This is a genomic window from Serinicoccus kebangsaanensis (assembly GCF_008919445.1).
Taxonomy (GTDB): Bacteria; Actinomycetota; Actinomycetes; order Actinomycetales; family Dermatophilaceae; genus Ornithinicoccus; species Ornithinicoccus kebangsaanensis.
The window spans coordinates 256,701-279,221 of the sequence record NZ_VSLG01000001.1; the positions used below are offsets into that span (position 1 = coordinate 256,701).

Consider the following 22,521-nt stretch of genomic DNA (forward strand, 5'->3'; position numbering starts at 1 on the left):
GCATGAGCACGATCGGGATCCTCTATCCCGGCCACAGCGCGGAGGACGACTACCCGTGGGTGGAGCAGCACCTGCGCACCCACGGCCAGCAGCTCTCGCTGCCGCTGGTGCACACCAGCGTCGGCGAGGACGCGCACCGCGTCGACGCGTTGCTCGACCTCGGCGGCCCCGGGCGGCTCGCCGAGGGGGCGGACCAGCTGCCGCACGGCTGCGACGCCGTGGTGTGGGCCTGCACCTCCGGGAGCTTCGTCTTCGGCACCGACGGCGCGCGCCGACAGGTGGACCGGCTGGCGGCGCACACCGGGCTGCCCACCACCTCCACGTCGCTCGCCTTCGTGCGGGCCTGCCGGGTGCTCGGGCTGACCCGGGTGGCCGTGGCCGCGTCCTACCCGCAGGACGTCGCAGAGGCGTTCGTCACCTTCCTCGGCGACGCCGGCATCACGGTGACCGCCATGGGCAGCCACGACATCGTCACCGCCGCCGAGGTGGGCACCTTGGGTCGCGAGGAGGTGCTGCGCCTCGCCGGCGGGGTCGACCGGGTCGGTGCGGAGGCGGTGCTCGTCCCGGACACCGCCATGCACACCCTCCGGTGGATCACCGAGCTGGAGACCGAGCTCGGCACCACGGTGCTCACCGCCAACCAGGTGACCGTCCACGCCGGCCTCGGCCTGGTCGGCGCGGTCCCCGCCGCACCCGGCCTCGGTCGCCTCTTCGAGGCCGACGTCCAGGAGCGCGGGAGCACGTCGTCGACAGGGGCGAGGGCATGACCATGCACGCACAGCGCAGCACGACGCCCGCACTGCACCCGGTCCCCCGCGAGTCCACACCGAGCATGGTCGCCTCCCGGATCCGGGAGGCCATCGCGCAGGGTGAGATCGCGCCGGGCAGCCAGCTGGGCGAGGTGGAGTATGCCGCGCGCCTGGGGGTCAGCAGGGGCCCGCTGCGGGAGGGGCTGCAGCGGCTGACCCAGGAGGGGCTGCTGGTCGCGCACCGCAACCGGGGCCTGTTCGTCGTGGAGATGACCGATGCCCGGGTGCGCGACCTCTACCTCGCCCGCGCGGCCATCGAGCGCGCGGCCGGCGGCCGCATCCACGAGACGTGCTCCGCGGACACGTCCGCGGCGCTGCTGGCCGTCGTCGACGAGATGGCGGCGGCCGCCGCCGTCCGCGACGTGCGCGCCGTCAGCCTGGCGGACATCCACTTCCACCAGGTCCTGGTGGAGCACGCGGACAGCCCGCACCTGTCCCGGATCCACGCGACCCTGCTCACCGAGACCCGGATGTGCATCCACCTGCTCGAGCCGACCTACGCGGTCGACGAGGCGCGGGTCGGGGAGCACCGGGAGATCGCCCGGTCCCTCGGCGCCGGGGATCCACGGCATACCGACGCGCTGATCGTGCAGCACATGCTGGACGCGCTGCAGCGGCTCACAGGGTCCACCGCGGGCAGCCTCACCGACGACTCGGGCGGACCTCAGCCCTCCTGATCCGCTGGTCGCGGGCCGGCGATGCCGACGTACTTGATCTCGAGGAACTCGTCGATGCCGACCGAGCCGCCCTCACGCCCCAGGCCGGACTCCTTGATCCCGCCGAAGGGGGCCGCCGGGTTGGACACGACGCCCTGGTTGAGCCCGACCATCCCGGACTCCAGCCCCTCGGCCATCCGCAGCGCCCGGTCGAGGTCCCGGGTGTAGACGTAGGACACCAGGCCGTAGGGCGTGTCGTTCGCCAGCCCGAGCACCTCGGCCTCAGAGGTGAAGGGGGTCAGCGGGGCGACCGGCCCGAAGATCTCCTCGCTGGCCATCCTGGCCTGCGGCGAGACCCCGGTGAGGACCGTCGGCGGGTAGAAGTAGCCCTCACCCTCCGGCACCGTCCCCCCGGTGAGCACCTCGGCACCACCGTCGACCGCGTCCTGCACCAGCTCGGCGACCTTGTCCTGCGCCGCCTGGTCGATCAGCGGACCGACCGTGACGTCCTCGCGCGTGCCCGGCCCGACCGACAGCCCGCCCATCTCGGCCGCGAGCCGACGCCCGAACTCCTGGACCACCGACTCCTGCACGTAGATCCGGTTGGCCGCCGTGCAGGCCTCGCCCATGTTGCGCATCTTGGCGGCCATCGCCCCGGCGACGGCGTCGTCCAGGTCGGCGTCGTCGAAGACGATGAAGGGTGCGTTGCCACCGAGCTCCATGGACGTCCGCAGCACCCGCTCGGCGCACTGCTCGAGCAGCACCTTGCCCACCTTCGTCGACCCGGTGAACGACAGCTTGCGCGCCTGCCCGGAGCGGATCATCGGCTCCATCAGCGCCCCCGCCCCGGTGGTGGTGACCGCGTTGACCGCGCCGGAGGGCACTCCCACCTCGTCCAGGATCTGCACCAGTGCCAGCATCGACAGCGGCGTCTGCTGGGCCGGCTTGATGACGCTGGTGCAGCCGGCGGCGAGGGCCGGACCGATCTTGCGGGTCCCCATGGCCATCGGGAAGTTCCAGGGCGTGATGAGCAGCGAGGGGCCGACCGGCTGGCGCATCACCAGGAAGCGGGCGTTGCCCGCGGGAGCCGTCTGGTAGCCGCCGTCGATCCGCAGCGCCTCCTCCGCGAAGTGGCGCAGGAACTCCGCGGCATAGGTCACCTCGCCCTTGGCCTCGGCCAGCGGCTTGCCCATCTCGAGGGTCATCACCAGCGCCAGCTCGTCGGCTCGGTCCATGACCGCCTGGTATGCGGCGTTCAGCCAGTCGGCGCGCTGGCGCGGTGACGTGGCCGCCAGCTCCGGCTGCACCTGCGCGGCCGCCTCGAGCGCGCGCAGACCATCCTGGGGTCCGGCGTCGGCGACGCTGGCGACCGCCTGCCCGGTGGCGGGATCGAGCACGTCGAAGCGCTCCCCCGTCTCGGCTCCCACCCACTCCCCGGCGATGAACAGGTCGGTCGGCACCCGGTGCAACGCACCTGCCCTCGTCGTTGCCTCAGCCTCTGCTTGCCCGTTGCCCACGATCGACCTCCTTGCGGTACGTTCAGATTGTCGACAATCTACCAACGTCAGGAGCCGACCGTGGCGCACCTCAGCCCGCTGCTCAAACAGGCCACCCCCGTCATCGCCGACCGCGGCCAGGGCGCGGTCCTGTGGGACGAGCAGGGCGACCGATACCTCGACTTCACCGCCGGCATCGGCGTGACCAGCACGGGGCACGCCCATCCCGACGTCGTGCGAGCGGCGACCGAGCAGGTCGCCAAGATCATCCACGCGCAGTACACCACCGTCATGCACCGGCCGCTGCTGGACCTGGTGGACCGGATGTCGGAGGTGCTGCCGACGGGGCTGGACTCGATGTTCTTCGTGAACTCGGGCTCGGAGGCGGTCGAGGCCGCGCTCCGCCTGGCGCGGCAGGCGACCGGCCGGCCCAACGTCATCACCTTCCACGGGGGTTTCCACGGGCGCACGGTCGCGGCGGCGTCGATGACGACCTCGGGCACCAAGTTCCGCTCCGGGTTCGCGCCGCTCATGCCCGGCGTCGCGGTCGCGCCCTTCCCCCACCCCACCCACTACGGCTGGAGCCAGGAGGAGGCCACCACCTTCGCGCTGCGCGAGCTCGACTACCTGCTCCAGACCATCAGCTCCCCGCAGGACACCGCCGCCTTCCTCGTCGAGCCGGTGCTCGGCGAGGGCGGCTACGTCCCCGCCTCCGCCGAGTTCCTGGCCGGTCTGCGCGAGCGGGCCGACCGGCACGGCATCCTGCTGGTCCTGGACGAGGTGCAGACCGGGTGGGGGCGGACCGGGAGGTTCTGGGGGCACGAGCACTTCGGCGTCACGCCCGACGTCCTCATCACCGCCAAGGGGATCGCCTCGGGCTTCCCCCTGTCCGGGATCGCGGCCTCCGAGGAGCTGATGAGCCGTGCCTGGCCCGGGTCCCAGGGCGGCACGTACGGCGCCAACGCGGTCGCCTGCGCCGCCGCCCTGGCCACGCTGGACGTGATGCAGCGGGAGGACCTCGTGGGGAACGCCGCGGCCCGCGGCCAGCAGCTCCGCGGTCGGCTGCTGGCCGCCGCGGACGCGCATACCGCCATCACCGACGTGCGCGGTCTGGGGCTCATGCTCGGTGCGGAGTTCCGCACGGCGGACGGCGTGCCGGACGGCGAGACCGCCGCCCGCGCCCAGCGGGCGGCCGCGGACCACGGGCTGCTGCTGCTCACCTGCGGCGCGTGGTCGCAGGTGGTGCGCTTCATCCCCGCCCTCGTGGTCACCGAGGAGCAGGTGGACGAGGCCGGGGACGCCTGGGAGAAGACGCTCGCCGACGTGCTCTGAGCACTCACGTCACCCGCCCGCCCGGGTCGACGACACGTGCAGGTGCCCGCTCACCCCAGTCCGGCGGTGAGGCGCTGCACCGAGTCCACGATCAGGTCGCAGAAGCGGTCGTGGTCGATCTCGGTGGCCACGGTGTGCCGGAAGTCCACCTGGTCGCGGGCCGTGCCGCCGAAGTGCCGCATCCCGCCCATCCGCTCGAAGTTGCACACCGTCATCCCGGTGGTCCACCGGCCCGCGACCTCGACCCGGACGTCAGCCTTCTCGGTCGCGAAGATGGTGGGGTCGATCAGGGCCGCGACGCAACAGGCGTCGTGGATCGCCGGGTGGGCCAGCTGCAGCAGGCCACCGTGGGTGGTGTCGATGAAGTCCCAGATGTCGAGGACGAAGGTCGAGACCGGACCACCCACCGCCCGGACCCGCTCCTGCAGCTCGGGCGTCGCCTGAGCCTGGTGGGTCAGGTCCAGGCCGAACATGGTCACCTCCCAGTCGGCCCGGAGGACGATGTCCGCGGCGTGCGGGTCGGCATAGACGTTGAACTCCGCCGCCGGGGTGATGTTGCCGCGGGTGAGGGCACCTCCCATGCAGACGACGCCCTTGACCCGGTCCACGATGCGCGGCTCCTTGCGCGCCGCGAGGGCGATGTTCGTGAACGGGCCGACGGGCACCAGCGTGACCGTGCCCGGCTCGTGTGACATCACCGTGTCGACGATGAGGTCGACCGCGTGCCGCTCGTCCAGGTCGAAGGTCGCCGGCGGCAGCACCGGACCGTCGAGCCCGGTCTCCCCGTGGATCTCGATGGCAAGCACCTGATCGGCCACGACCGGGCGGGAAGCCCCCCGCGCCACGGGGACCTCGATGCCGTAGACGGCGCACGTCGCCAGGGCGTTGCGCGTCGTGTGGTCGACGTCGTGGTTGCCCGACACGGTGGTGATCCCGAGCAGCTCGATCGCCGGGCTCGCCGCGGCCAGGAGGATCGCGATCGCGTCGTCGTGACCGGGATCGCAGTCCAGGATGATCTTCTCCATGGACCGGATCCTCGCACGACCGGGTCAGGCCGTGGGCGTCTCCTCCGGCTCCCGGTCGGCCTCCTCCGGGTCCCGGTTGATCTCCTCCTGCGGGGTGACGCTCTCGTCGCCGCGCGCCACCCGCCGCTTCTCCGACTTCAGCCCGACGAAGAGCGCCGGGATCATCGCGAAGACCAGGATGAAGATGGGCAGCCCGACCACGGTGATGACCTCCTGCAGGGCGGGGAGGGCCTCGTCGCCGCCGAGCACGATGAGCAGGGCCGCGAGGGCACCGAGGCAGACCGCCCAGAAGACGCGCTGAGCGACGGGTCCCTCCTCGTTCTCACCGCTGCAGAGCATGTCGATGACCAGGGCCGCGGAGTCGGCCGACGTCGCGAAGAAGAGCGCGACGATGACGACCACCAGACCCTGCATCAGCGTGGTCAGGGGGAAGTTCTCGAAGAAGGTGAACATCGCGAGCGGCACGCTCTCGGCCACGGCGGCCGACACGGGCCCACCGTCTCCACCGATGCCGTCGATGTTCATGGCGGACCAGCCGAAGATCACGAACCAGATGAGGGTGAACAGCGAAGGCGCCACGAGGACCCCGCCGACGAACTCGCGCACCGTGCGACCACGGGAGATCCGCGCCAGGAAGACGCCCATGAACGGCGCCCAGGTCACGGTCCAGGCCCAGTAGAAGACGGTCCAGCCGGCCTGCCAGCCCCATCCGTCGGCCTGGGTGGCGTTGGCCAGCGCGTCGTTCCAGAAGGCCAGCGACGGCAGCGCCGCCAAGTAGTTGCCGGCGCTCTCGATCAGCTCACGCAGCAGGAAGACCGTGGCGCCGCCCGTGAACAGGACGAAGATCATCATGCCGACCGCCATCCCGATGTTGAGGTTGGACAGCCGCTTGATCCCCTTGTCCAGCCCCACGGCGACCGAGACGGTCGCGACCGCGGTGAGCACGGTGATGACCACGACCCGGATGAAGACGCTGTCGCCGACACCGGTCAGCTCGGAGAGCCCGGCGCTGATCTGGGAGGTGCCCAGGCCCAGGCTGACCGCGAGACCGAAGAGGGTGCCGAGCACGGCGAAGACGTCGATGGTCTTGCCGATCGGGCCGTGGATCCGCTCCTTGAGAAAGGGGTAGAACACCGAGCTGACCCGCATGGGCAGGTCGTAGCGGTAGATGAAGAAGCCGAACGCCAGACCGGGCAGGGTGAAGATGGCCCAGGTGTGCAGGCCGAGGTGGTAGAGCGCGACGTTCATCGCGTCCTCGGCCGCCTGCGCGCTGTAGGGCTCGACGCCCGGGAAGGGCGGGGTGGTGAAGTGCGAGATGGGCTCGGCGACGCCCCAGAACATCAGCACGGTGCCGATGCCTCCGGCGAACAGCATGGTGAACCAGGAGGTGCGCGTGTAGGCGGCCTCCTCGTCCCCCTTGCCGAGCTTGAGGTCGCCGTACTTGCTGCTGGCGATCCAGATCAGGAAGACCAGCCAGACGGTGACGCCGAAGATGAAAAACCACCCTAGGTTGGTCGTCACCCACGTCCGCGCGGCGGCGAAGCCGTCACCGATGCTCGCGGGGAAGAGCAGCAGCAGGGCCAGGATGAGGACCATGAGGCCGGCCGACGTGAAGAAGATCTGCGGGTTGGTGCGCAACCCGAGGCGTTGGGCAAGTGCGTCCACGGTGAATTCCCTAGGGCTAGATTTTGTCTTTTTGTTGACAATCTGACCATAGCGAGACATTCACGGCATGGCTAGCCTGACACTCGACGTGCCCTGCCTAGTCGGCGCGAACCTGACCGTAGCCGAGGGCGTCCCAGAAGTCACCCCGCACGTAGCGCTGCTGCGCCTCCGGCACCAGGTCCCACGGTCGCGGGCGACCGGTGCTGAGGGCCTCGGCGACGACCCGGCGTCGCCGTTGGCTGGACCGCACCGAGTCCTCCAGTGCCGCCAGGTCGTAGCGACCCTCCACCTCTGCGCGCAGGGACAGCGCGATCTCGGCGAGATCCGGGTCGTCGGCGCGGTTGCGCAGCTCGTCCGGATCCGTGTCGAGGTCGAAGAGCTGGTCCGGGTCGCCGGGGCACACGACCAGCTTGAACGGGCCACGGACCAGGGTGACCTGGGGGCGGTGGGTGCCCTCGGCGAGATACTCCACGAGCACGTCCCGGTCGGTGGGCCGGGCGCCGCGCCGCTCGCGACGGGCGCTCTCCAGCAGCGACACCCCCCGGACCGGTGTGTCGCTCTCGTCGGCCGGCTCCTCGCCGGCCAGCTCGAGCAGCGTCGGGAGCACGTCGAGCAGGCTCACCGGGTTGGCGAACCTCCCCTGCGGCACGAGCCCCTCGGGGCCGTGCACGATCATCGGGACGCGCGAGGACTGCTCGTAGGGCGACATCTTGAACCAGAGGCCCTTCTCGCCGAGCATGTCGCCGTGGTCGCTGGTGACGATGATCACCGTGTCGTCGGCCAGCCCCAGCGAGGTCAGCCGGGCCCGGATCCGCCCCACCATGTCGTCGACATAGCTCACCGCCCCGTAGTAGGCGCGGCGCGACCGGCGGGTGTCGTCCGCACCCGGCGGACGGCGGTCGAAGCCGCACATCTGCCGCAGCCGGTGGCTGTGCGGGTCCGGCTCCGGCACCTCGGGGTGGGCCGGTGCCGGGATGTCGACGTCGGCGAACCGCTCCCAGTGCTCCGCGGGTGGTTCGTACGGGTCGTGCGGGTGGATGAACGAGGTCACGAGCAGGAACGGCTGCCGCTCCCCCGCCGCCTGGTCCGCCCGGGCCCGGTCGTTGAGGTGGCGCAGGGTGCTGAAGACGACCTCGTCGTCGAAGTCCTGCTGGACGGTGGCGACGGCCGCCCCGGCGTCGAAGACGGGCGCCGCGTCGTGGTACCACTGCAGCGGCTGGTCCAACGGCCGGTCCCAGTCGGGGACCATGTCGAGGTCGGCGGGGTAGACGTCGGTGGTCAGCCGCTGCTCGAACCCGTGGTGCTGGTCCGGACCGATGAAGTGCATCCGGCCCACGAGGGCGGTGTGGTACCCGGCGGAGCGCAGCAGGTGCGCGAACGTCGGCTCGGTCGCCGCGAAGTCGTCCCCGTTGTCGTAGCACCCGAGGTCCGAGGGCAGGCGGCCGGTCAGCATCGAGGCACGCGAGGGCGCGCACAGGGGTGTGGTGCAGTAGGCCCGGTCGAAGACCGCACCCTCGCGCGCCAGCTCGTCGATGTGCGGGGTGCGCGCCGCCTCGTCGCCGTAGGCACCGATGTAGTGCGGTGCGAGCTGGTCGGCCTGGATCAGGACGATGTTCGGCGCACCGCGCCGCTCAGTCCTCGGCACGACGTGCGTCCTCCGGCACGGGGAGGGTCTTGCCATCCTCCTCGGGAGGTGACGGGTCCTCGCCCTCGGGCGTCCAGCCGTCCTCCCACTCGCCGGTCTCGTAGCTGTAGCCCACCGGCTCACCGTCCTCGTCCCGGCGCTGGTACCAGTCCGTGTAGCTCTCGTCCTCGGAGTCGATGTGGGAGCCGGCACCGTCTCCCGGACCGGCCCTGCCGACCTGCAGCGAGAAGTCGTCGCCGTGCTTCTGCACCCCCTCGATGACGGCGTGCTGCATGGCGCTCTGGGCATACAGGTGCCGCAGCGTGGTGGGGTCGGTGCGCAGGTCGCGGAACCACGCGACCACGATGAGCAGCATGACGATCGCGAACGGCACCGCGGTGACGATGACCAGCTGCTGCAGCCCCTGCAGCGCGGTCGCGTCGCCCAGCGAGAGCATGACGACCGCGATGCCGGACATCACGAGCCCCCAGAAGACGACCACCCCGCGCCGCGGCGACTGGTCACCCCGGCTGGACAGCATCCCCATCACCACGGAGGCCGAGTCGGCCGAGGTGATGAAGAAGATCGACAGCACCACGATCGCCACGTAGGGCACCCAGGCGACGTAGTCCAGGTTGTCGATCATGGTGAAGAAGACCTGGGCCGGCGCCAGGTCGGCGGCGAACCCGGGCAGTCCCTCGCGGTACATCCAGATGGACGTCCCGCCCATCACGCCGAAGGCCACGAACAGCATGGTCGAGGGGATGAGGATGGTCCCCAGCAGGAACTGCCGCACCGTGCGACCACGGGAGATGCGCGCGATGAAGATCCCGACGAAGGGGGACCAGGAGATCCACCAGGCCCAGTAGTAGACCGTCCATGCGGACTGGAAGGTCTGCGTCTCTTCACCCCAGGACAGCGACCGGCCCATCATGTCGAACATCGAGCCGGTGTACTCGACCATCGCCGACGGCAGCAGGTTGAGCAGGAAGAGGGTCGGCCCCAGCACCAGCACGATCCCGACGATGCCGACGGTCAGCACGATGTTGATGCTGGACAGGTAGCGGATCCCCCGGGCCACGCCGGACACCGCCGAGACGATGAAACCACCGGTCAGGACCAGCAGGATGACGATCAGCACCGTGTTGGTGAGCTCTCCGACCCCGGTGACGATGCTCACGCCGGTGCCGATCTGCATGGCCGCGATCCCGAGCGCCGCCGCGGTGCCGAAGAGGGTCGCGATGATGGCGAAGGAGTCGATCAGCTTGCCGGCGAACCCGTCCGTGTGCCGCGCCCCGAACATGGACCGGAAGACGGAGGACATCAGCAGGCTCCGGCCGCGCCGGTAGGCGGAGTAGGCCACCGCTCCCCCGACGAGGGCATACATCGCCCACGCGTGGAACCCCCAGTGGAAGTAGGTCTGCGCCAGCGCACCGTGCAGGGCCTCGGTGGACTCGGGCTCCGCCGTGAGCGGTGGCGGGTTGACGAAGTAGGTGAGCGGCTCGGAGGGACCGAAGAAGAGCACCCCGATCCCGATCCCGGCGGCGAAGAGCATGGAGACCCAGGCGAAGGTGCTGAACTCCGGCTCCTCCCCGTCCTTGCCCAGCGGGATGCGTCCGTAGGGCGAGCAGGCGATCCCGAGCAGCACGAGCAGGAGGATGATCGCCACGCTGTTGAACAGCCACGAGACGTTTCTCGTGGACCAGTCGAAGGCGGCCTGCGCGACCGTGGCCACGCCCTCGGGGTCCGCGACCCCCCAGATGACGAAGATGACGGTCAGCACCCCGGCGAGCACGAAGACCGTCTTGCTCAGGCCGTAACGTCGGCGCTGCTCGTCGATCGAGATGCCGGGGACGAGGGCGGGGTGGATGCCGTGCGGGTATTCCGGGCGCTGGTAGTCGAGGCGGCCGAGCCTCTTGCCCGCGCGCCTGGCCTCGTCACCGATCTTCTGGGCTGCTGGTCGTTGCTCCGTGGTCATGGGCGGGTCCCCTCGGGAGGTGGGTGGTGGGCGGGTCGGTGTCGCGCCCGATCAGGGCTCGCCGCCCCACCACCCGATCGCCGCCAGCGACCACGAGTCGTCGGCGAACCCGATCGTGGGCCGGGTGGCCAGGTGCCCGCTGCACGGCCCGGGCACGCACACCGGACGACGCAGCGATGAGGTGACGTCTGCGTTCTCCGGCCCAGGCATGCGCCGCAACCTACAGCGACTGCGGTGTCCTGTCACGGGTGACGCCCCGGGTGGAGACGGACCGGACGGTGGATCCGTGCGGGGACGGGTATGCCAGAGGCGGCTCCGACAGACGTCAAAGCCGCCCCTGACCTGCACCTTCCCACAGCACCACGCCACACTGCGCGCCACGACGCTCACACGCTCTGCCGCACGGGCTCCGCGTGGACGGCCGCGCCGGACGAGCGCACTTTGATACGGGCACGCATCCCGCCGCCGCCACGACCCGAACCCCCGCCGTCTTGGCGTCACCGGACTGGCCAAGTTCCCGCCGAAGGGTGGGGGGTGACGCCCTCCCCCACCCCGGCTCCTCGATCGGTCCGAATAGCCACTCCGCATGGGTACGGGTCTGGAGACTGTGCCTGCGACGGACCTCAGTCCCCGTCGACAAGGCCGTGCTCGTTTGCCAAATCCGCCCAGGCCCTTGTCGTCTCGCGCGCCTGCACCATTGCAACTAGTCCAGCACGCAGCCTCTGCATCGGCCCACGAAGATCACGAGACATGGACTCGACAGGCTGAATAGCGTCGATCATCTTCTGCGTTGACGCCATACTCTCTTCGGTCACATCTGCGAGGGTAACGAGGCTTTCTCCCATCCGACGTGCATCGGGGAGATTCTCGTCAGGTATCCCTTGCTCTTCAACTTGCTGGAAGAAGACCCTCAGTCCGGCATCTATGTCCGCCAGGTCTGATGTGAAATCCTGTCCCAGGACTTCGACCCTCGTGACTGGCTCTTCAAGTTCCAGTGCCACACGACGCGCAACGGTCAACCTTGCCGCGTAGCCCTTGCCCGCACCAACGCCAGCCTCGATCGAAGCGGTCCCCTCGTGCATCACGCCTCCGATGTCCCTCACGGCACCGCTGATCTTCGTGACCGTTTCACCGAGGCGTGGCAAGGCCTCCTCCATGCTCGCCAACCTTTCGAGGACGCCGGGACCATCGTCACCTTTACCCTCGCGGACCGCGGCTTCTACCGCTGCCACGACCTCTGGCTCGGCCAAGTGCGCTACACGCTCCATCAACGACCGAGCGAGGCCATTCACGGCAGCGCGGTACTTCCCACTCTCACGATCGGTGAACCGGAGGTCTCCCCAGGACGTCCACTGATACCGCTTGATCATTGCCACAAGCGGATCTTCTGGGCTTTCTGCCTCCATCGCGGGCACCGGAATGTAGAGAATGGGCATGATCAACTCTGTGATCCCCAGCTTCTCCGCGCGCGCCGCAAAGAATTGGAGTTCGCTCCGACAGGAGGCACTCTTGAAGAAGCTTGGAGTGATGATTGGGATGAAGAATGCTACGTTGGACAGAGTGTGGTTGATTTTCTCTTGCCAATCGTCTCCCCAACCTAACCCGTCTTCGCTGAGATCTCGAAAGATCCCAATAGACTCCCCCGTTTCGCTCTGATAGTGCCGAGTCACGTCCTCACACAAGAGTCCAATGCGACCCATATCGGTCTCATCATCGGCGCGTACGTATGACCAAAACCCAATCTGTGACATGCAGATCACGCTATCCGAGACTCTTCACTGGCGCCCTCTGAAACAACGGACTGACCCAGTATTGCGCTGACGACACTACGGTCATGGGGACGCGCTGGCAGACACCGCGGCTCCCCATAGGGCGCCTCACACCGTCTCGCATAACCTCCGCTCCCCGAGCCTCGTCGGCATGATCCCTGCACGACGGCGACGTCGTCAGGGGCGACGACGGCCTCCCGTTGTGCAGGAGGCGCCCCTGCTGACTTGCCAGAGACAGACCCCATCCACGGCGACGGAGTCCCCGCCCTCCGGCGCGAGGGCCCCTTAGCCCCGAACATGCCTGGCAGCCCTGCACGTATCCCAGCCACACGAACGCCGTGCTGTCACTGTTGCTGTCAGACGACCACTGGACACAACCAGAGGCGGCCTCGGATCTCTCCGAAACCGCCTCTGAACTGCTACTTCTCTCGGTCGGGCTGACAGGATTTGAACCTGCGACCCCTTGACCCCCAGTCAAGTGCGCTACCAAACTGCGCCACAGCCCGAGGCCCGTTTGGGCGAGGATCAGGTTAGCCCATCCCGCCCTTGCCGACCCAATCGCACGGCTGGGTCAGCGGCGACGCTTCTCCCGGACCCGGACCGAGATCTCGATCGGGGTGCCGGCGAAGCCGAACTGCTCGCGCAGGCGACGCTCGAGGAAGCGGCGGTAGCCCGCCTCGATGAAGCCGGAGGCGAAGATCACGAACCTCGGCGGCCGGGTGTCCGCCTGCGTGGCGAAGAGGATCCGCGGCTGCTTCCCGCCCCGGACCGGGTGCGGCTGACCGGCCACGACCTCGCCGAGGAAGGCGTTGAGCTTGGCGGTCGGGATGCGCCGGTCCCAGGAGGCCAACGCCGTGTCGAGCGCCGGCACGAGCTTGGCCACGTTGCGTCCGGTCGAGGCGGAGATGTTGACCCGCGGTGCCCAGGTGATCTGCACCAGCTCCCGCTCGATCTCCCGCTCCAGGTAGTAGCGGCGCTCCTCGTCCAGCGTGTCCCACTTGTTGTAGGCGACGACCAGGGCGCGACCGGAGTCGACGACCTGCTGGATCACCCGGATGTCCTGCTCCGCGATCGGCTCGGACACGTCGACCAGGACCACGGCCACCTCGGCCTTCTCCAGGGCCGCCTGGGTGCGCAGCGAGGCGTAGAAGTCGGCGCCCTTGGTCTGGTGCACCCGCCGCCGGATGCCCGCGGTGTCCACGAAGCGCCATACCCGCCCGTCGTCCCCCAGCTCGATCAGCTCGTCGACAGGATCACGGGTCGTGCCGGCGACGTCGTCGACCACCACCCTGTCCGCGCCGGCGAGCTTGTTGAGCAGCGAGGACTTGCCGACGTTCGGCCGACCCAGCAGCGCGACGCGACGCGGGCCGCCCTCCGGAGCCGTGCCGACGACGGCGGACCGCTCCGGGAGCACGTCCAGCAGGGCGTCCAGGACGTCGCCGGACCCGCGGCCGTGCAGCGCCGAGACCGGCCACGGCTGGCCCAGCCCGAGGCTCCACAGCATCGCCGCGTCCGCCTCGAAGCGTTGGTCGTCGACCTTGTTGGCCACCAGGACCACCGGCTTGCCGGACCGGCGCAGCAGGCGCACGACCTGCTCGTCGGTGTCGGTGGCGCCGACGGTCGCGTCGACGACGAACATCACCGCGTCGGCCAGCTGCACGGCGACCTCGGCCTGCTCCGCCACCCGCAGGTGGATCCCCGTCGCGTCCACCTCCCAGCCGCCGGTGTCGACCAGGGTGAACCGACGTCCGGACCACTCGGCGTCGTAGGCGACCCGGTCCCGGGTCACCCCGGGGACGTCCTCGACCACGGCCTCGCGCCGCCCCAGGACGCGGTTGACCAGGCTCGACTTGCCGACGTTCGGTCGTCCGACGACGGCCACCACGGGGCGCCCGCCGGCGTCCTGCGCGGAGTCCTCCGGCAGCTCGCCGCGCTCGACCAGCGCCTGGTCCTCCTCGGACAGCTCGAAGTCGTCCAGCCCGGCGAGGAGGGCCTGCTCCAGCGCCTCGTCCTGGTCGCTCGGCTCCAGGTCGGGTATGCCGTCCGGGTCACCGCCGGTCCACTCCACCTCGACCGGGTGGTCGGTGTCGTCGACGGTCGGGTCGTGCCCGGTCATGCGCTCTCCCCGGCGGCGCTCAGCGCCTCGGACCGCAGCCGCACCTGGCGCTTGATCCGGCCCAGCATGCCGACCATCCCGCGCATGCGCAGCGGCGACACGGCCTCGGCGAGCCCGAAGCGGTAGGGCGCGTCGTCGGGCACGTCGAGCACCTGCCGGGCGGTCAGCCCGTCCAGGCCCTCGTGCAGGATCCCGGCGAAGCCGCGCGTCGTGGGTGCCTCGGCAGGGGCGTCGAAGAAGAGCCGGACCGTCCGGTCGGCGTCGTCCTCGACCTCGACCGCGAGGAAGAGCGGCGACTGGCACTCGTCCACCCGCTCCATCTTGTCCAGCTGTCCGACGTACCGCTCGGGCAGCGCGGGGAGCTCGCGGGACAGCTCGAGCAGGAGCTGCAGGCGCTCCGGCTGGCTGACCGCGTGGAAGTCCTCGGCGAGCTCGGCCATCGCCTCTGGAAGGTCGGCGCGATCGCTGTCGGTCTGCTCAGGCATACCTCACCGCTCCACCGGCACGCCGACCGAGTTGCCCCACTCGGTCCAGGAGCCGTCGTAGTTGCGGACGGTGCCGAAGCCCAGCAGGTGGGTGAGCACGAACCAGGTGTGGCTGGAGCGCTCACCGATCCGGCAGTAGGCGACGACGTCGTCGGACGGGTCCAGGCCCTGCTCGGTGAGGTAGATCTGCTCCAGCTCCTCGCGCGACCTGAAGGTCCCGTCCTCGTTGGCCGCACGTGCCCAGGGCACCGACTTCGCCCCGGGGATGTGGCCGCCGCGCATGGCGCCCTCCTGCGGGTAGTCGGGCATGTGCAGCAGCTCGCCGGAGAACTCGCCGGGGCTGCGGACGTCGACCATCGGCTGCCCCAGGTGGTCCAGGACGTCGGCCTTGAACGCACGGACGGCGCTGTCGTCCCGCTCCACGACCGGGTAGTCGACGGGCGTGACCTCGGGGACCTCCGTGGTCAGCTCCCGGCCCTCCTCGACCCACTTCGCCCGGCCGCCGTCGAGCAGACGGACGTCCTCGTGGCCGAAGAGGGTGAGCACCCACAGCGCGTAGGCCGCCCACCAGTTGGACTTGTCGCCGTAGATCACCACGGTCGTGCCGCGCCCGATCCCGCGCTCGCCCATGACCTGCGCGAACCGCTCGCCACCGACGTAGTCGCGGGTCAGCGGGTCGTTGAGGTCGGTGTGCCAGTCGAGCTTGAGGGCGCCGGGGATGTGGCCGGTGTCGTAGAGCAGGACGTCCTCGTCGGACTCGAGCAGCACCACGTCGTCGTCGGCCAGGTGCTCCGCCAACCAGTCGGTCGTGACCAGGCGCTCGGGGTGGGCGTAGGCGTCGATCTTCTCGCTCATGTCTTCTCCTCGCATCAGCTCTGGACGTCAGGGGTATGCGGGGCGCGCTCGTCCGCGCGCCGGTGCGGCTCGACCTCGCCCTGGACGAGGCCGAGCACCGCCGCGACGACCTGGTCGAAGGACAGGTCTGAGGTGTCCAACGTCACGACCCCGTCCGCGGCTTCCATGAAGGCGCTCACCGTCGAGTCCAGCTGGTCGCGGCGGACGATCTGGTCGCGGGTCGCGGCGACCTGGTCGGCGTCGGCCCCACCGTGCAGCTCGGTCGAGCGGCGGGCCAGGCGCGCCTCCTCGGAGGCGGTGATGAGGATGCGGTGCTCGGCGTCCGGAGCCACCACCGTGGTGATGTCCCGGCCCTCGACCACGATGCCTCCCTGGTCCGCCCGGGCGGCGTCGATGATCTCGCGCTGGCGGCGGCGCATCTCCGCACGCACGTCCAGGTTGGTGGCCACCGCGGAGACCTGGGAGGTGACCCGGGTCTCGCGGATCGCGTCCGTGACGTCGGTGCCGCCGACCCGCAGCGTCTGGTCGTCCGGGTCGGTCGAGATCCGCAGCGGCAGGTCGCGCGCGGCCTGCGCCACGGTCTCCTGGTCGCTCAGCTCCAGGTCCTGGTCGAGGCAGTGCCACGCGGCCGCGCGGTACATCGCGCCGGTGTCGAGGTAGGCCAGCCCGAGGTCGCGTGCGACCGCCTTGGAGACGGAGGACTTGCCGGACCCGGAGGGCCCGTCGATGGCGACGGTGATGGGGCTGGACTGCACCGACCCAGCCTAACGGCTCAGGACCGGGGCTCCGGGCCACTGCGGTGCGCCTGCACGTGAGCCGCCAGGTCATTCGGCAGCCTGCACGAAAGGGCACTCAGATGACCTACCGGCGCCCAGAGGTGGGTCAGGCCAGCGTCTGGGTCACGACGGACCCCATGGCGGAGTGCTCGACCCGCGCGAGCGCCCCGTTGACCAGCGGCAGGTGCGGCGCCACGTGGCCACACTCCACGTCGGCGACCACCGGGACGCCGAGACCGTCCAGGGCGTCCATGACCGCCTCGTGTTGAGTCAGGGTGGCACCATCCGGGGCCGTCGTCCGTCCCACGAGGACCGCTGAGGCGTCGTCGAAGAAGCCGGCCAGGCGCATACCGTGCAGGTTGCGGCAGATCGTGAGGGCATCGTGCTCCGCCGCCTCGACGTAGACCACCAGCCCATCCCCGAGGCTGGCCAGAGGACGAGGGTCGAGGTATGCCGTGCCCGCCAGGTTCGCCAGCGTCTCGATGCAGCCGCCGACGAGCCGCCCTGTGACGTCGACCTCGCCGTCGCCGTCCAGGCGCGTCCAGCCCCCGACGAGGTCGAGCGCGTAGGTGTCGTCCTCCGGGTGCTCGACCCAGTCGACGATGCCCTCGCGATACCGCCCCGGCGAGGTCTGCCGCACGGTCGCTCCGCGTGGCAGGGCGACAAGGTCCAGCCAGCTCGCGATCCCGTCCGGCACGGAGTAGGGCGTGTCCATGAGGTTCTGCCCGTGGATGGTCGCCCACCCGGCCCGGAGCGTGAGCGGGGTGATGATGGTGGCGATGTCGGAGAATCCCACCATCCACGTCGGCTCCGCCGCGGCCAGCCCGTCCCAGTCGAGGAGAGGCAGCAGGTCGATGGCCGTGTCCCCGCCCCAGGGCGGCACCACGGCGGCGATCCTCGGGTCGAGCAGCATCCGCTGCAGTTCCGCCGCCCGGTCGGCGGCGGAGGCGCTGACGTGGGTGGTCCCGTCCATGCACCCGCCGACGATGACGTCGTAGCCGCGGGTCCGCACTGCCTCGACCGCGACACCCAGGCGCGCGTGCAGCTCAGCCGGCACGCCCGCGGAGGGGCTCGTCACTCCGACGACGGCGCCCGGGCGCAGCGGCTCGGGGAACCTCGGTCTCACCCGGCCACACTAGGTCGCCGGGTCACGTCTGTCCCGTGGATATCGGGGATATGCCCGACTCCCACGGGACCCTCCCCTCGGCGGCCCGGCGCGACGCCGACACCTCACTCCCCCGCCGAGCGGTAGAGCTGGGCGACCTCCTCGGCGGACAGGGCGCGGTACTTGCCGGGGCGCAGCTCGGCCAGCTTGATCGGTCCCACCTGGACCCGGGAGAGGGCCTCGACGGGGTAGCCGACCTCCTCCATCATCCGGCGCACGATGTGCTTGCGGCCCTCGTGCAGCACGATCTCCACGATGGAGTGACCGGGGATATCGTCGACCAGCTTGAAGCTGTCCGCCCTCGCGACCCCGTCCTCGAGCTCCACGCCGTCGCGGAGCTGCTTGCCGATGCCGGGCCCGACGACCCCGTGGACCTGGGCGACATACGTCTTGGGCACGCCGTATGCCGGGTGCTGCAGCTTGTGCGCCAGGTCACCGTCGTTGGTGAGCAGCAGCAGCCCCTCGGTGTCGACGTCCAGCCGTCCCACGTGGAAGAGCCGGTGCGAGAGATGACCGACGTAGTCGGTCAGGCACGGGCGCCCCTCCTCGTCCTCCATGGTGGAGACCACGCCGGCCGGCTTGTTGAAGGCGAGGTAGACCTTGTCGGTGTCGACGACGACCCGGTCGCCGTCGACGTGCACGGTCTGGGTGGCGGGGTCGACCCGCACCCCGAGCTCGATGACGACCTGCCCGTCGACCTCGACCCGGCCCTCCTCGATGAGCTTCTCGCAGGCGCGGCGGCTCCCGAAGCCGGCACCGGCCAGCAGCTTCTGCAGCCGCACCCCCTCCGGGCTGTGCACGTCACGGGTCGCCGGGTCCGGCGGTGTGCTCGGACGACGGCGGCGGGGCGGCCGGGTGCCCCCGGCGCGCCGGGGGCCGGCGCCACCGCCCTGGGCGGGGACGCGCGGTCCGGACCGGCCGGCTCCTTGCCGTCCGCCCTGCCGCTGGCCTCTGCCCTGGCCGCCACGGCCTCCGGGGTTGCGCTTGCCGCTGGTCATGCGAGTCCTTCCGACGCGAGCTCCTCGAGCACCTCGGCCGAGGGGAGATAGGGGGCCAGGGCCGGCAGGTCGTCGAGGCTGTCCAGGCCCATCCGCTGGAGGAACAGGTCGGTGGTGCCGTAGAGCACCGCTCCACCGCTCGGGTCCTGACCGGTCTCGGTGACCATGCCGCGAGCCAGCAGGGTCCGCACGACCCCGTCCACGTTGACCCCGCGGATGGCACCGATCCTCGCCCGGCTGATGGGCTGCCGGTAGGCGATGACCGCCAGGGTCTCCAGCGCGGCCTGGGTGAGCCGGGCCTGCTGGCCACCCAGGAGGAACTTCTCCACCACCGGTGCGTATTCCGGCCGGCTGTAGACCCGCCACCCACCACCGAGCCGGCGCAGCATGAATCCGCGGCCGGCCTCGGCATACTCCTGGGCGAGCTCGTCGAGCACCGCCCCCACGTCGTCGACCGGCAGCTCCAGGGCGCTGGCCAGCGCCTCCTCGGTCACCGGCTCGTCGATGACCATGAGGACCGCCTCGATCGCCGACCTCGCCCCACCCGGGAAGTCGTGGATGTCGAAGGCCACCTGCTCGGTCTCCACCACCTGGTCGGCGATCTCCATCGGCCCTTCGCGCTGCTCATCCTGCTGGCTCATCGGCCACCTCCTCGTCGAACTCCGCCCCGACCTGGTCGCCGACCTCCCCGGAGTCCGGACCGGTCCAGCGGACGATGATCTCGCCCAGCGCCTCGTCCTGCTCCAGCGCGACCACCGTGTCACGGTAGAGCTCGAGCAGGGACAGGAAGCGGGCGACGATCACCAAGGTGGTGTCGGCGTCCGCGACCAGGTCGCGGAAGCTGGCGCTCCCCCGGTCGCGCAGCCGCGAGACGAGGATGGACGCCTGCTCCCGCACCGACACCTGCGCGGCGTGCAGGTGCTCCACCCCGACGGCCGGGGGCGGCTTGGGGATCATCGCCGTGCCGGCGATCATCGCCAGCTGCTCCGGGGTCACGGTGAGCACCAGATCGGGCAGCAGCGAGGCGAAGCGCTCCTCCACCCCGACGTCCCGGGCGAAGATCCGGCCCTTGCCCTCCATCTGCAGCCGCAGCTCGTCGGCGACCTGCTTGAACGCGCGGTACTGCAGCAGGCGGGCGAAGAGCAGGTCGCGGGCCTCGATGAGTGCCAGGTCCTCCTCGTCGTCCTCGCGGGCGCTCGGCAGCAGCCGGGCCGCCTTGAGGTCGAGCAGGGTCGCGGCGATGAGGACGAACTCGCTCGCCTGCGACAGGTCCCACTCACCCTCATCCTCCTGCGCGGCGCGCAGGTAGGCGACGAACTCGTCGGTCACCCTGGCCAGCGCGATCTCGGTGACGTCCAGCTTGTGCTTGGCGATGAGGCCGAGCAGCAGCTCGAACGGACCGGAGAAGACGTCGAGATGGACCTCGAACCCGCCCCGTCCGCTGACCAGCACCCCGCCCGGGGTCTCCTCCCCCGTGGTGCCGGCCGCTGCGTGCGGATCGGTCGCCCCGGTCTCGGGGGCCGGTGCAGGCGGCACACCGACCTCGCTCAGGGGGCGCCGCCCCGCGCGATGAGCTCGCGGGCGAGCTGACGGTATGCCTCCGCGCCGGAGTGCGTGCTGGCGTAGGTGGTGATCGGCTCGGCGGCGAGGGTGGCGTCGGGGAACTTCACGGTCCGGCTGATGACGGTGTGGAAGACGGTGTCGCCGAAGTGGTCGACGACGCTGCGGACGACCTCACGGGAGTGCAGGGTGCGACCGTCGTACATCGTGGCGAGGATCCCATCCATCTCCAGCCGCGGGTTGAGCCGGTCGGTGATCTTCTCGATCGTCTCGATGAGCAGGGCCACCCCGCGCATCGCGAAGAACTCGGTCTCCAGCGGGATGATGACGCCGTGGGACGCCGTCAGCGCGTTGACGGTGAGCAGCCCGAGCGAGGGCTGGCAGTCGATGAAGACGACGTCGTAGTCGTCCACCACGGCACGCAGGGTGCGGGCCAGGACCTGCTCGCGGGCGACCTCCCCGACCAGCTGGACCTCGGCCGCGGACAGGTCGATGTTGGCCGGCAGCACGTCGATCCCGGGCACCGCGGTCGGCTGGATGACGTCGCGGACGTCGTGCCCCCGCTCGACCAGCAGGTTGTAGATCGTCACGTCCAGCTCGTGCGTCCGGACCCCGAGACCGACCGAGAGCGCGCCCTGCGGGTCGAAGTCGACCATGAGCACCTTCCGGCCGTACTCCGCGAGGGCGGCGCCGAGGTTGATCGTCGTGGTGGTCTTGCCCACCCCACCCTTCTGGTTGCACATCGCGATGATGCGCGCGGGGCCGTGGCTGGCCAGCGGCTCGGGCACGGGGAAGTCGGGCAGCGGACGGCCGGTGGGCCCCTCCTGGCCCACGCCCGAGGTCTCGGTGCCGGGCAGCCGGTCGTGACTCACGTGGTGTCTCCAGATCCGTTCGGTGGTGGTCGGCGTCCCGCCGATCGCTCCGACCCTAATCCACGGGTCCAGGTCGGGTCACTCCTCTGCACCTCGACCTGAGGTCGAGGGTTGGCAATGCGCTCAGCCCCGCGCCCGCGGGTGGGCCTGGGCATACACCTCCCTCAGGTGCTGGGTGGAGACGTGCGTGTAGATCTGGGTGGTCGCGACGGACGCGTGCCCGAGCAGCTCCTGGACCACCCGCACGTCCGCGCCCCCGTCGAGCAGGTGGGTGGCGAAGGAGTGGCGCAGGGTGTGCGGCGAGACCGCGTCGCCCAGACCCGCCCGCTCCGCGGCCGCCTTGATGACGGTCCAGACCGACTGCCGCGACAGCCGTCCGCCCCGGGCGTTGACGAAGACGGCGGGCGTGCCCTTGCCCCGGCGCGCGAGCTCGGGCCGACCCCGGACCAGCCACGCGTCCACCGCGTCACGGGCATACCGTCCCATGGGCACGATCCGCTCCTTGCGGCCCTTGCCGAACAGCCGCACGACCCCGGGGAGCCCGTCCGCGTCCCCGTCCTCGGGCCGGGCCAGGTCGAGGTCGTCGACGTCGAGGTCGATCGCCTCACTGACTCGCGCACCGCAGCCGTAGAGCACCTCGAGCAGCGCCCGGTCGCGCAAGGCCGCGGGGGTGTCGCCGAGCGCCGCCGCCTGCAGCAACCGCTCCACCTCCGCGACGCCCAGCGCCTTGGGCAGCCGCCGCGGTGGGGTCGGCGGGGCGACGGCGCGGGCGGGGTCGTCGGCCGACTCACCCTCGCCCGCCAGGAAGGTGTGCAGACCCCGGACCGCCACCACGGCCCGGGCCGCGGACGTGGCGGCCAGCGGCCGGTGGTCCTCGTCGCCGGTGCGCAGGTGGGCGAGGAAGTCGCTCACGTGCTGCTCCTGCACCTCGTCCGGCGCGGTGACCCCGCGGGCGGCGAGGAAGGCGACGTAGCGGTCCAGGTCTCGCCGGTAGGCCCTTAGCGTGTGCTCGGACCTGCCCCGCTCCACCCGCAGGTGGTCCAGCCAGTCCCCCGCGGCACGCGCCAGCGGCGTCGGGGTCGCAGGCGGCTCTGGGGTCACGCCTCCGATCCTCTCAGCACTCCGACCGGCCGCACGGTTTGCGTCGACCGACCGCGCAGTGTGCGTCGACCGACCGCACGGTTTGTATCGACCGACCGCGCGGTTTGTGTCGACCGGCCGCACGGTTTGTATCGACCGACCGCGCGGTTTGTGTCGACCGACCGCGCACTGTGCATGGTCGTGCGGCCAGTCCGCGCAAACCGTGCGGCCGGTCCGCGCAAAACGTGCGGCCAGTCCGC

General features: G+C 70.6%; 20 protein-coding genes and 1 tRNA gene. 3 read left to right on the plus strand and 18 right to left on the minus strand.

The features are described 5' to 3' along the window. The first annotated feature begins 2 nt into the window (after positions 1-2). Positions 3-767, plus strand: coding sequence for a maleate cis-trans isomerase family protein (locus FXF60_RS01250; RefSeq protein WP_151523427.1), 765 nt, complete (start codon positions 3-5; stop codon positions 765-767). Then, entirely contained in the window at positions 764-1,486 is a 723-nt protein-coding gene (locus FXF60_RS01255) for a GntR family transcriptional regulator (protein WP_238335625.1), read from the plus strand. The genes FXF60_RS01250 and FXF60_RS01255 overlap by 4 nt, the downstream gene beginning before the upstream one ends. Here FXF60_RS01255 and FXF60_RS01260 read toward each other — a convergent pair. After that, positions 1,474-2,925 (minus strand): NAD-dependent succinate-semialdehyde dehydrogenase, encoded by a 1,452-nt coding sequence (locus FXF60_RS01260; RefSeq protein WP_238335626.1) that lies wholly within the window; start codon positions 2,923-2,925, stop codon positions 1,474-1,476. The two genes, FXF60_RS01255 and FXF60_RS01260, sit on opposite strands and share 13 nt — an antisense overlap. A gap of 117 nt (positions 2,926-3,042) precedes the next feature. Here FXF60_RS01260 and FXF60_RS01265 point away from each other — a divergent pair, with 117 nt between their 5' ends. After that, positions 3,043-4,293 (plus strand): aspartate aminotransferase family protein, encoded by a 1,251-nt coding sequence (locus tag FXF60_RS01265; protein WP_151523428.1) that lies wholly within the window; start codon positions 3,043-3,045, stop codon positions 4,291-4,293. Positions 4,294-4,343: 50 nt separating this feature from the next. Here FXF60_RS01265 and FXF60_RS01270 read toward each other — a convergent pair whose 3' ends face one another. The 17 genes from FXF60_RS01270 to xerD form a co-directional block, all read right to left on the minus strand. After that, positions 4,344-5,318, minus strand: a complete 975-nt coding sequence (locus FXF60_RS01270) for a nucleoside hydrolase (RefSeq protein WP_151523429.1) — start codon at positions 5,316-5,318, stop codon at positions 4,344-4,346. Positions 5,319-5,342: 24 nt separating this feature from the next. Then, a complete protein-coding gene (locus FXF60_RS01275) occupies positions 5,343-6,983 on the minus strand; it encodes a BCCT family transporter (RefSeq protein WP_238335627.1) in 1,641 nt (546 codons plus the stop codon). A gap of 97 nt (positions 6,984-7,080) precedes the next feature. Continuing rightward, complete coding sequence (gene betC / locus FXF60_RS01280; protein ID WP_238335628.1) at positions 7,081-8,628, minus strand: choline-sulfatase; 1,548 nt, start codon at positions 8,626-8,628, stop codon at positions 7,081-7,083. Then, positions 8,615-10,585, minus strand: coding sequence for a BCCT family transporter (locus FXF60_RS01285; protein ID WP_151523432.1), 1,971 nt, complete (start codon positions 10,583-10,585; stop codon positions 8,615-8,617). Before FXF60_RS01285 ends, betC begins: the two co-directional genes overlap by 14 nt. 51 nt (positions 10,586-10,636) lie before the next feature. Further along, on the minus strand, positions 10,637-10,795 hold the full coding sequence (locus tag FXF60_RS16410) for a hypothetical protein (RefSeq protein WP_192796545.1): 159 nt from the start codon (positions 10,793-10,795) through the stop codon (positions 10,637-10,639). A gap of 413 nt (positions 10,796-11,208) precedes the next feature. Beyond that, complete coding sequence (locus tag FXF60_RS01290) at positions 11,209-12,336, minus strand: toll/interleukin-1 receptor domain-containing protein (RefSeq protein WP_151523433.1); 1,128 nt, start codon at positions 12,334-12,336, stop codon at positions 11,209-11,211. A 450-nt stretch (positions 12,337-12,786) separates the two neighbouring features. After that, a tRNA-Pro gene (locus FXF60_RS01295) sits at positions 12,787-12,860 on the minus strand. 65 nt (positions 12,861-12,925) lie between these two features. Further along, on the minus strand, positions 12,926-14,470 hold the full coding sequence (gene der / locus FXF60_RS01300) for a ribosome biogenesis GTPase Der (RefSeq protein ID WP_238335629.1): 1,545 nt from the start codon (positions 14,468-14,470) through the stop codon (positions 12,926-12,928). Then, positions 14,467-14,955: a SufE family protein gene (locus FXF60_RS01305; RefSeq protein WP_151523434.1), complete on the minus strand. Its 489-nt coding sequence runs from the start codon at positions 14,953-14,955 to the stop codon at positions 14,467-14,469. The genes der and FXF60_RS01305 overlap by 4 nt, the downstream gene beginning before the upstream one ends. A gap of 3 nt (positions 14,956-14,958) precedes the next feature. After that, a complete protein-coding gene (locus FXF60_RS01310; protein WP_238335630.1) occupies positions 14,959-15,810 on the minus strand; it encodes a sulfurtransferase in 852 nt (283 codons plus the stop codon). Between the two features lie 14 nt (positions 15,811-15,824). Beyond that, positions 15,825-16,565, minus strand: coding sequence for a (d)CMP kinase (gene cmk, locus FXF60_RS01315; RefSeq protein WP_151523436.1), 741 nt, complete (start codon positions 16,563-16,565; stop codon positions 15,825-15,827). Between the two features lie 127 nt (positions 16,566-16,692). Beyond that, complete coding sequence (locus FXF60_RS01320; RefSeq protein WP_151523437.1) at positions 16,693-17,712, minus strand: S66 family peptidase; 1,020 nt, start codon at positions 17,710-17,712, stop codon at positions 16,693-16,695. Between the two features lie 104 nt (positions 17,713-17,816). Next, positions 17,817-18,749: a pseudouridine synthase gene (locus tag FXF60_RS01325; protein ID WP_151523438.1), complete on the minus strand. Its 933-nt coding sequence runs from the start codon at positions 18,747-18,749 to the stop codon at positions 17,817-17,819. Further along, the gene (gene scpB, locus FXF60_RS01330; protein WP_437440840.1) at positions 18,746-19,390 is read right to left on the minus strand and encodes an SMC-Scp complex subunit ScpB; all 645 of its coding nucleotides are present in this window, start codon (positions 19,388-19,390) and stop codon (positions 18,746-18,748) included. The genes FXF60_RS01325 and scpB overlap by 4 nt, the downstream gene beginning before the upstream one ends. Beyond that, positions 19,374-20,285: a segregation and condensation protein A gene (locus FXF60_RS01335; RefSeq protein WP_437440841.1), complete on the minus strand. Its 912-nt coding sequence runs from the start codon at positions 20,283-20,285 to the stop codon at positions 19,374-19,376. The genes scpB and FXF60_RS01335 overlap by 17 nt, the downstream gene beginning before the upstream one ends. 11 nt (positions 20,286-20,296) lie before the next feature. After that, complete coding sequence (locus tag FXF60_RS01340) at positions 20,297-21,181, minus strand: ParA family protein (RefSeq protein ID WP_151523439.1); 885 nt, start codon at positions 21,179-21,181, stop codon at positions 20,297-20,299. A 123-nt stretch (positions 21,182-21,304) separates the two neighbouring features. Further along, on the minus strand, positions 21,305-22,282 hold the full coding sequence (gene xerD / locus FXF60_RS01345; protein ID WP_192796546.1) for a site-specific tyrosine recombinase XerD: 978 nt from the start codon (positions 22,280-22,282) through the stop codon (positions 21,305-21,307). Positions 22,283-22,521 lie beyond the last annotated feature (239 nt).

Excerpts from the sequence above, each read along its gene's own strand:
- FXF60_RS01255 (WP_238335625.1), top strand. The coding sequence starts at position 764 with ATGACCATGCACGCACAGCGCAGCACGACGCCCGCACTGCACCCGGTC.
- FXF60_RS01285 (WP_151523432.1), bottom strand. The coding sequence starts at position 10,585 with ATGACCACGGAGCAACGACCAGCAGCCCAGAAGATCGGTGACGAGGCC.
- FXF60_RS01290 (WP_151523433.1), bottom strand. The coding sequence starts at position 12,336 with ATGTCACAGATTGGGTTTTGGTCATACGTACGCGCCGATGATGAGACC.
- FXF60_RS01310 (WP_238335630.1), bottom strand. The coding sequence starts at position 15,810 with ATGAGCGAGAAGATCGACGCCTACGCCCACCCCGAGCGCCTGGTCACG.
- FXF60_RS01250 (WP_151523427.1), top strand. The coding sequence starts at position 3 with ATGAGCACGATCGGGATCCTCTATCCCGGCCACAGCGCGGAGGACGAC.
- FXF60_RS01270 (WP_151523429.1), bottom strand. The coding sequence starts at position 5,318 with ATGGAGAAGATCATCCTGGACTGCGATCCCGGTCACGACGACGCGATC.
- FXF60_RS01305 (WP_151523434.1), bottom strand. The coding sequence starts at position 14,955 with ATGCCTGAGCAGACCGACAGCGATCGCGCCGACCTTCCAGAGGCGATG.
- der (WP_238335629.1), bottom strand. The coding sequence starts at position 14,470 with ATGACCGGGCACGACCCGACCGTCGACGACACCGACCACCCGGTCGAG.
- FXF60_RS01325 (WP_151523438.1), bottom strand. The coding sequence starts at position 18,749 with ATGACCAGCGGCAAGCGCAACCCCGGAGGCCGTGGCGGCCAGGGCAGA.
- scpB (WP_437440840.1), bottom strand. The coding sequence starts at position 19,390 with ATGAGCCAGCAGGATGAGCAGCGCGAAGGGCCGATGGAGATCGCCGAC.
- FXF60_RS16410 (WP_192796545.1), bottom strand. The coding sequence starts at position 10,795 with ATGCCTGGGCCGGAGAACGCAGACGTCACCTCATCGCTGCGTCGTCCG.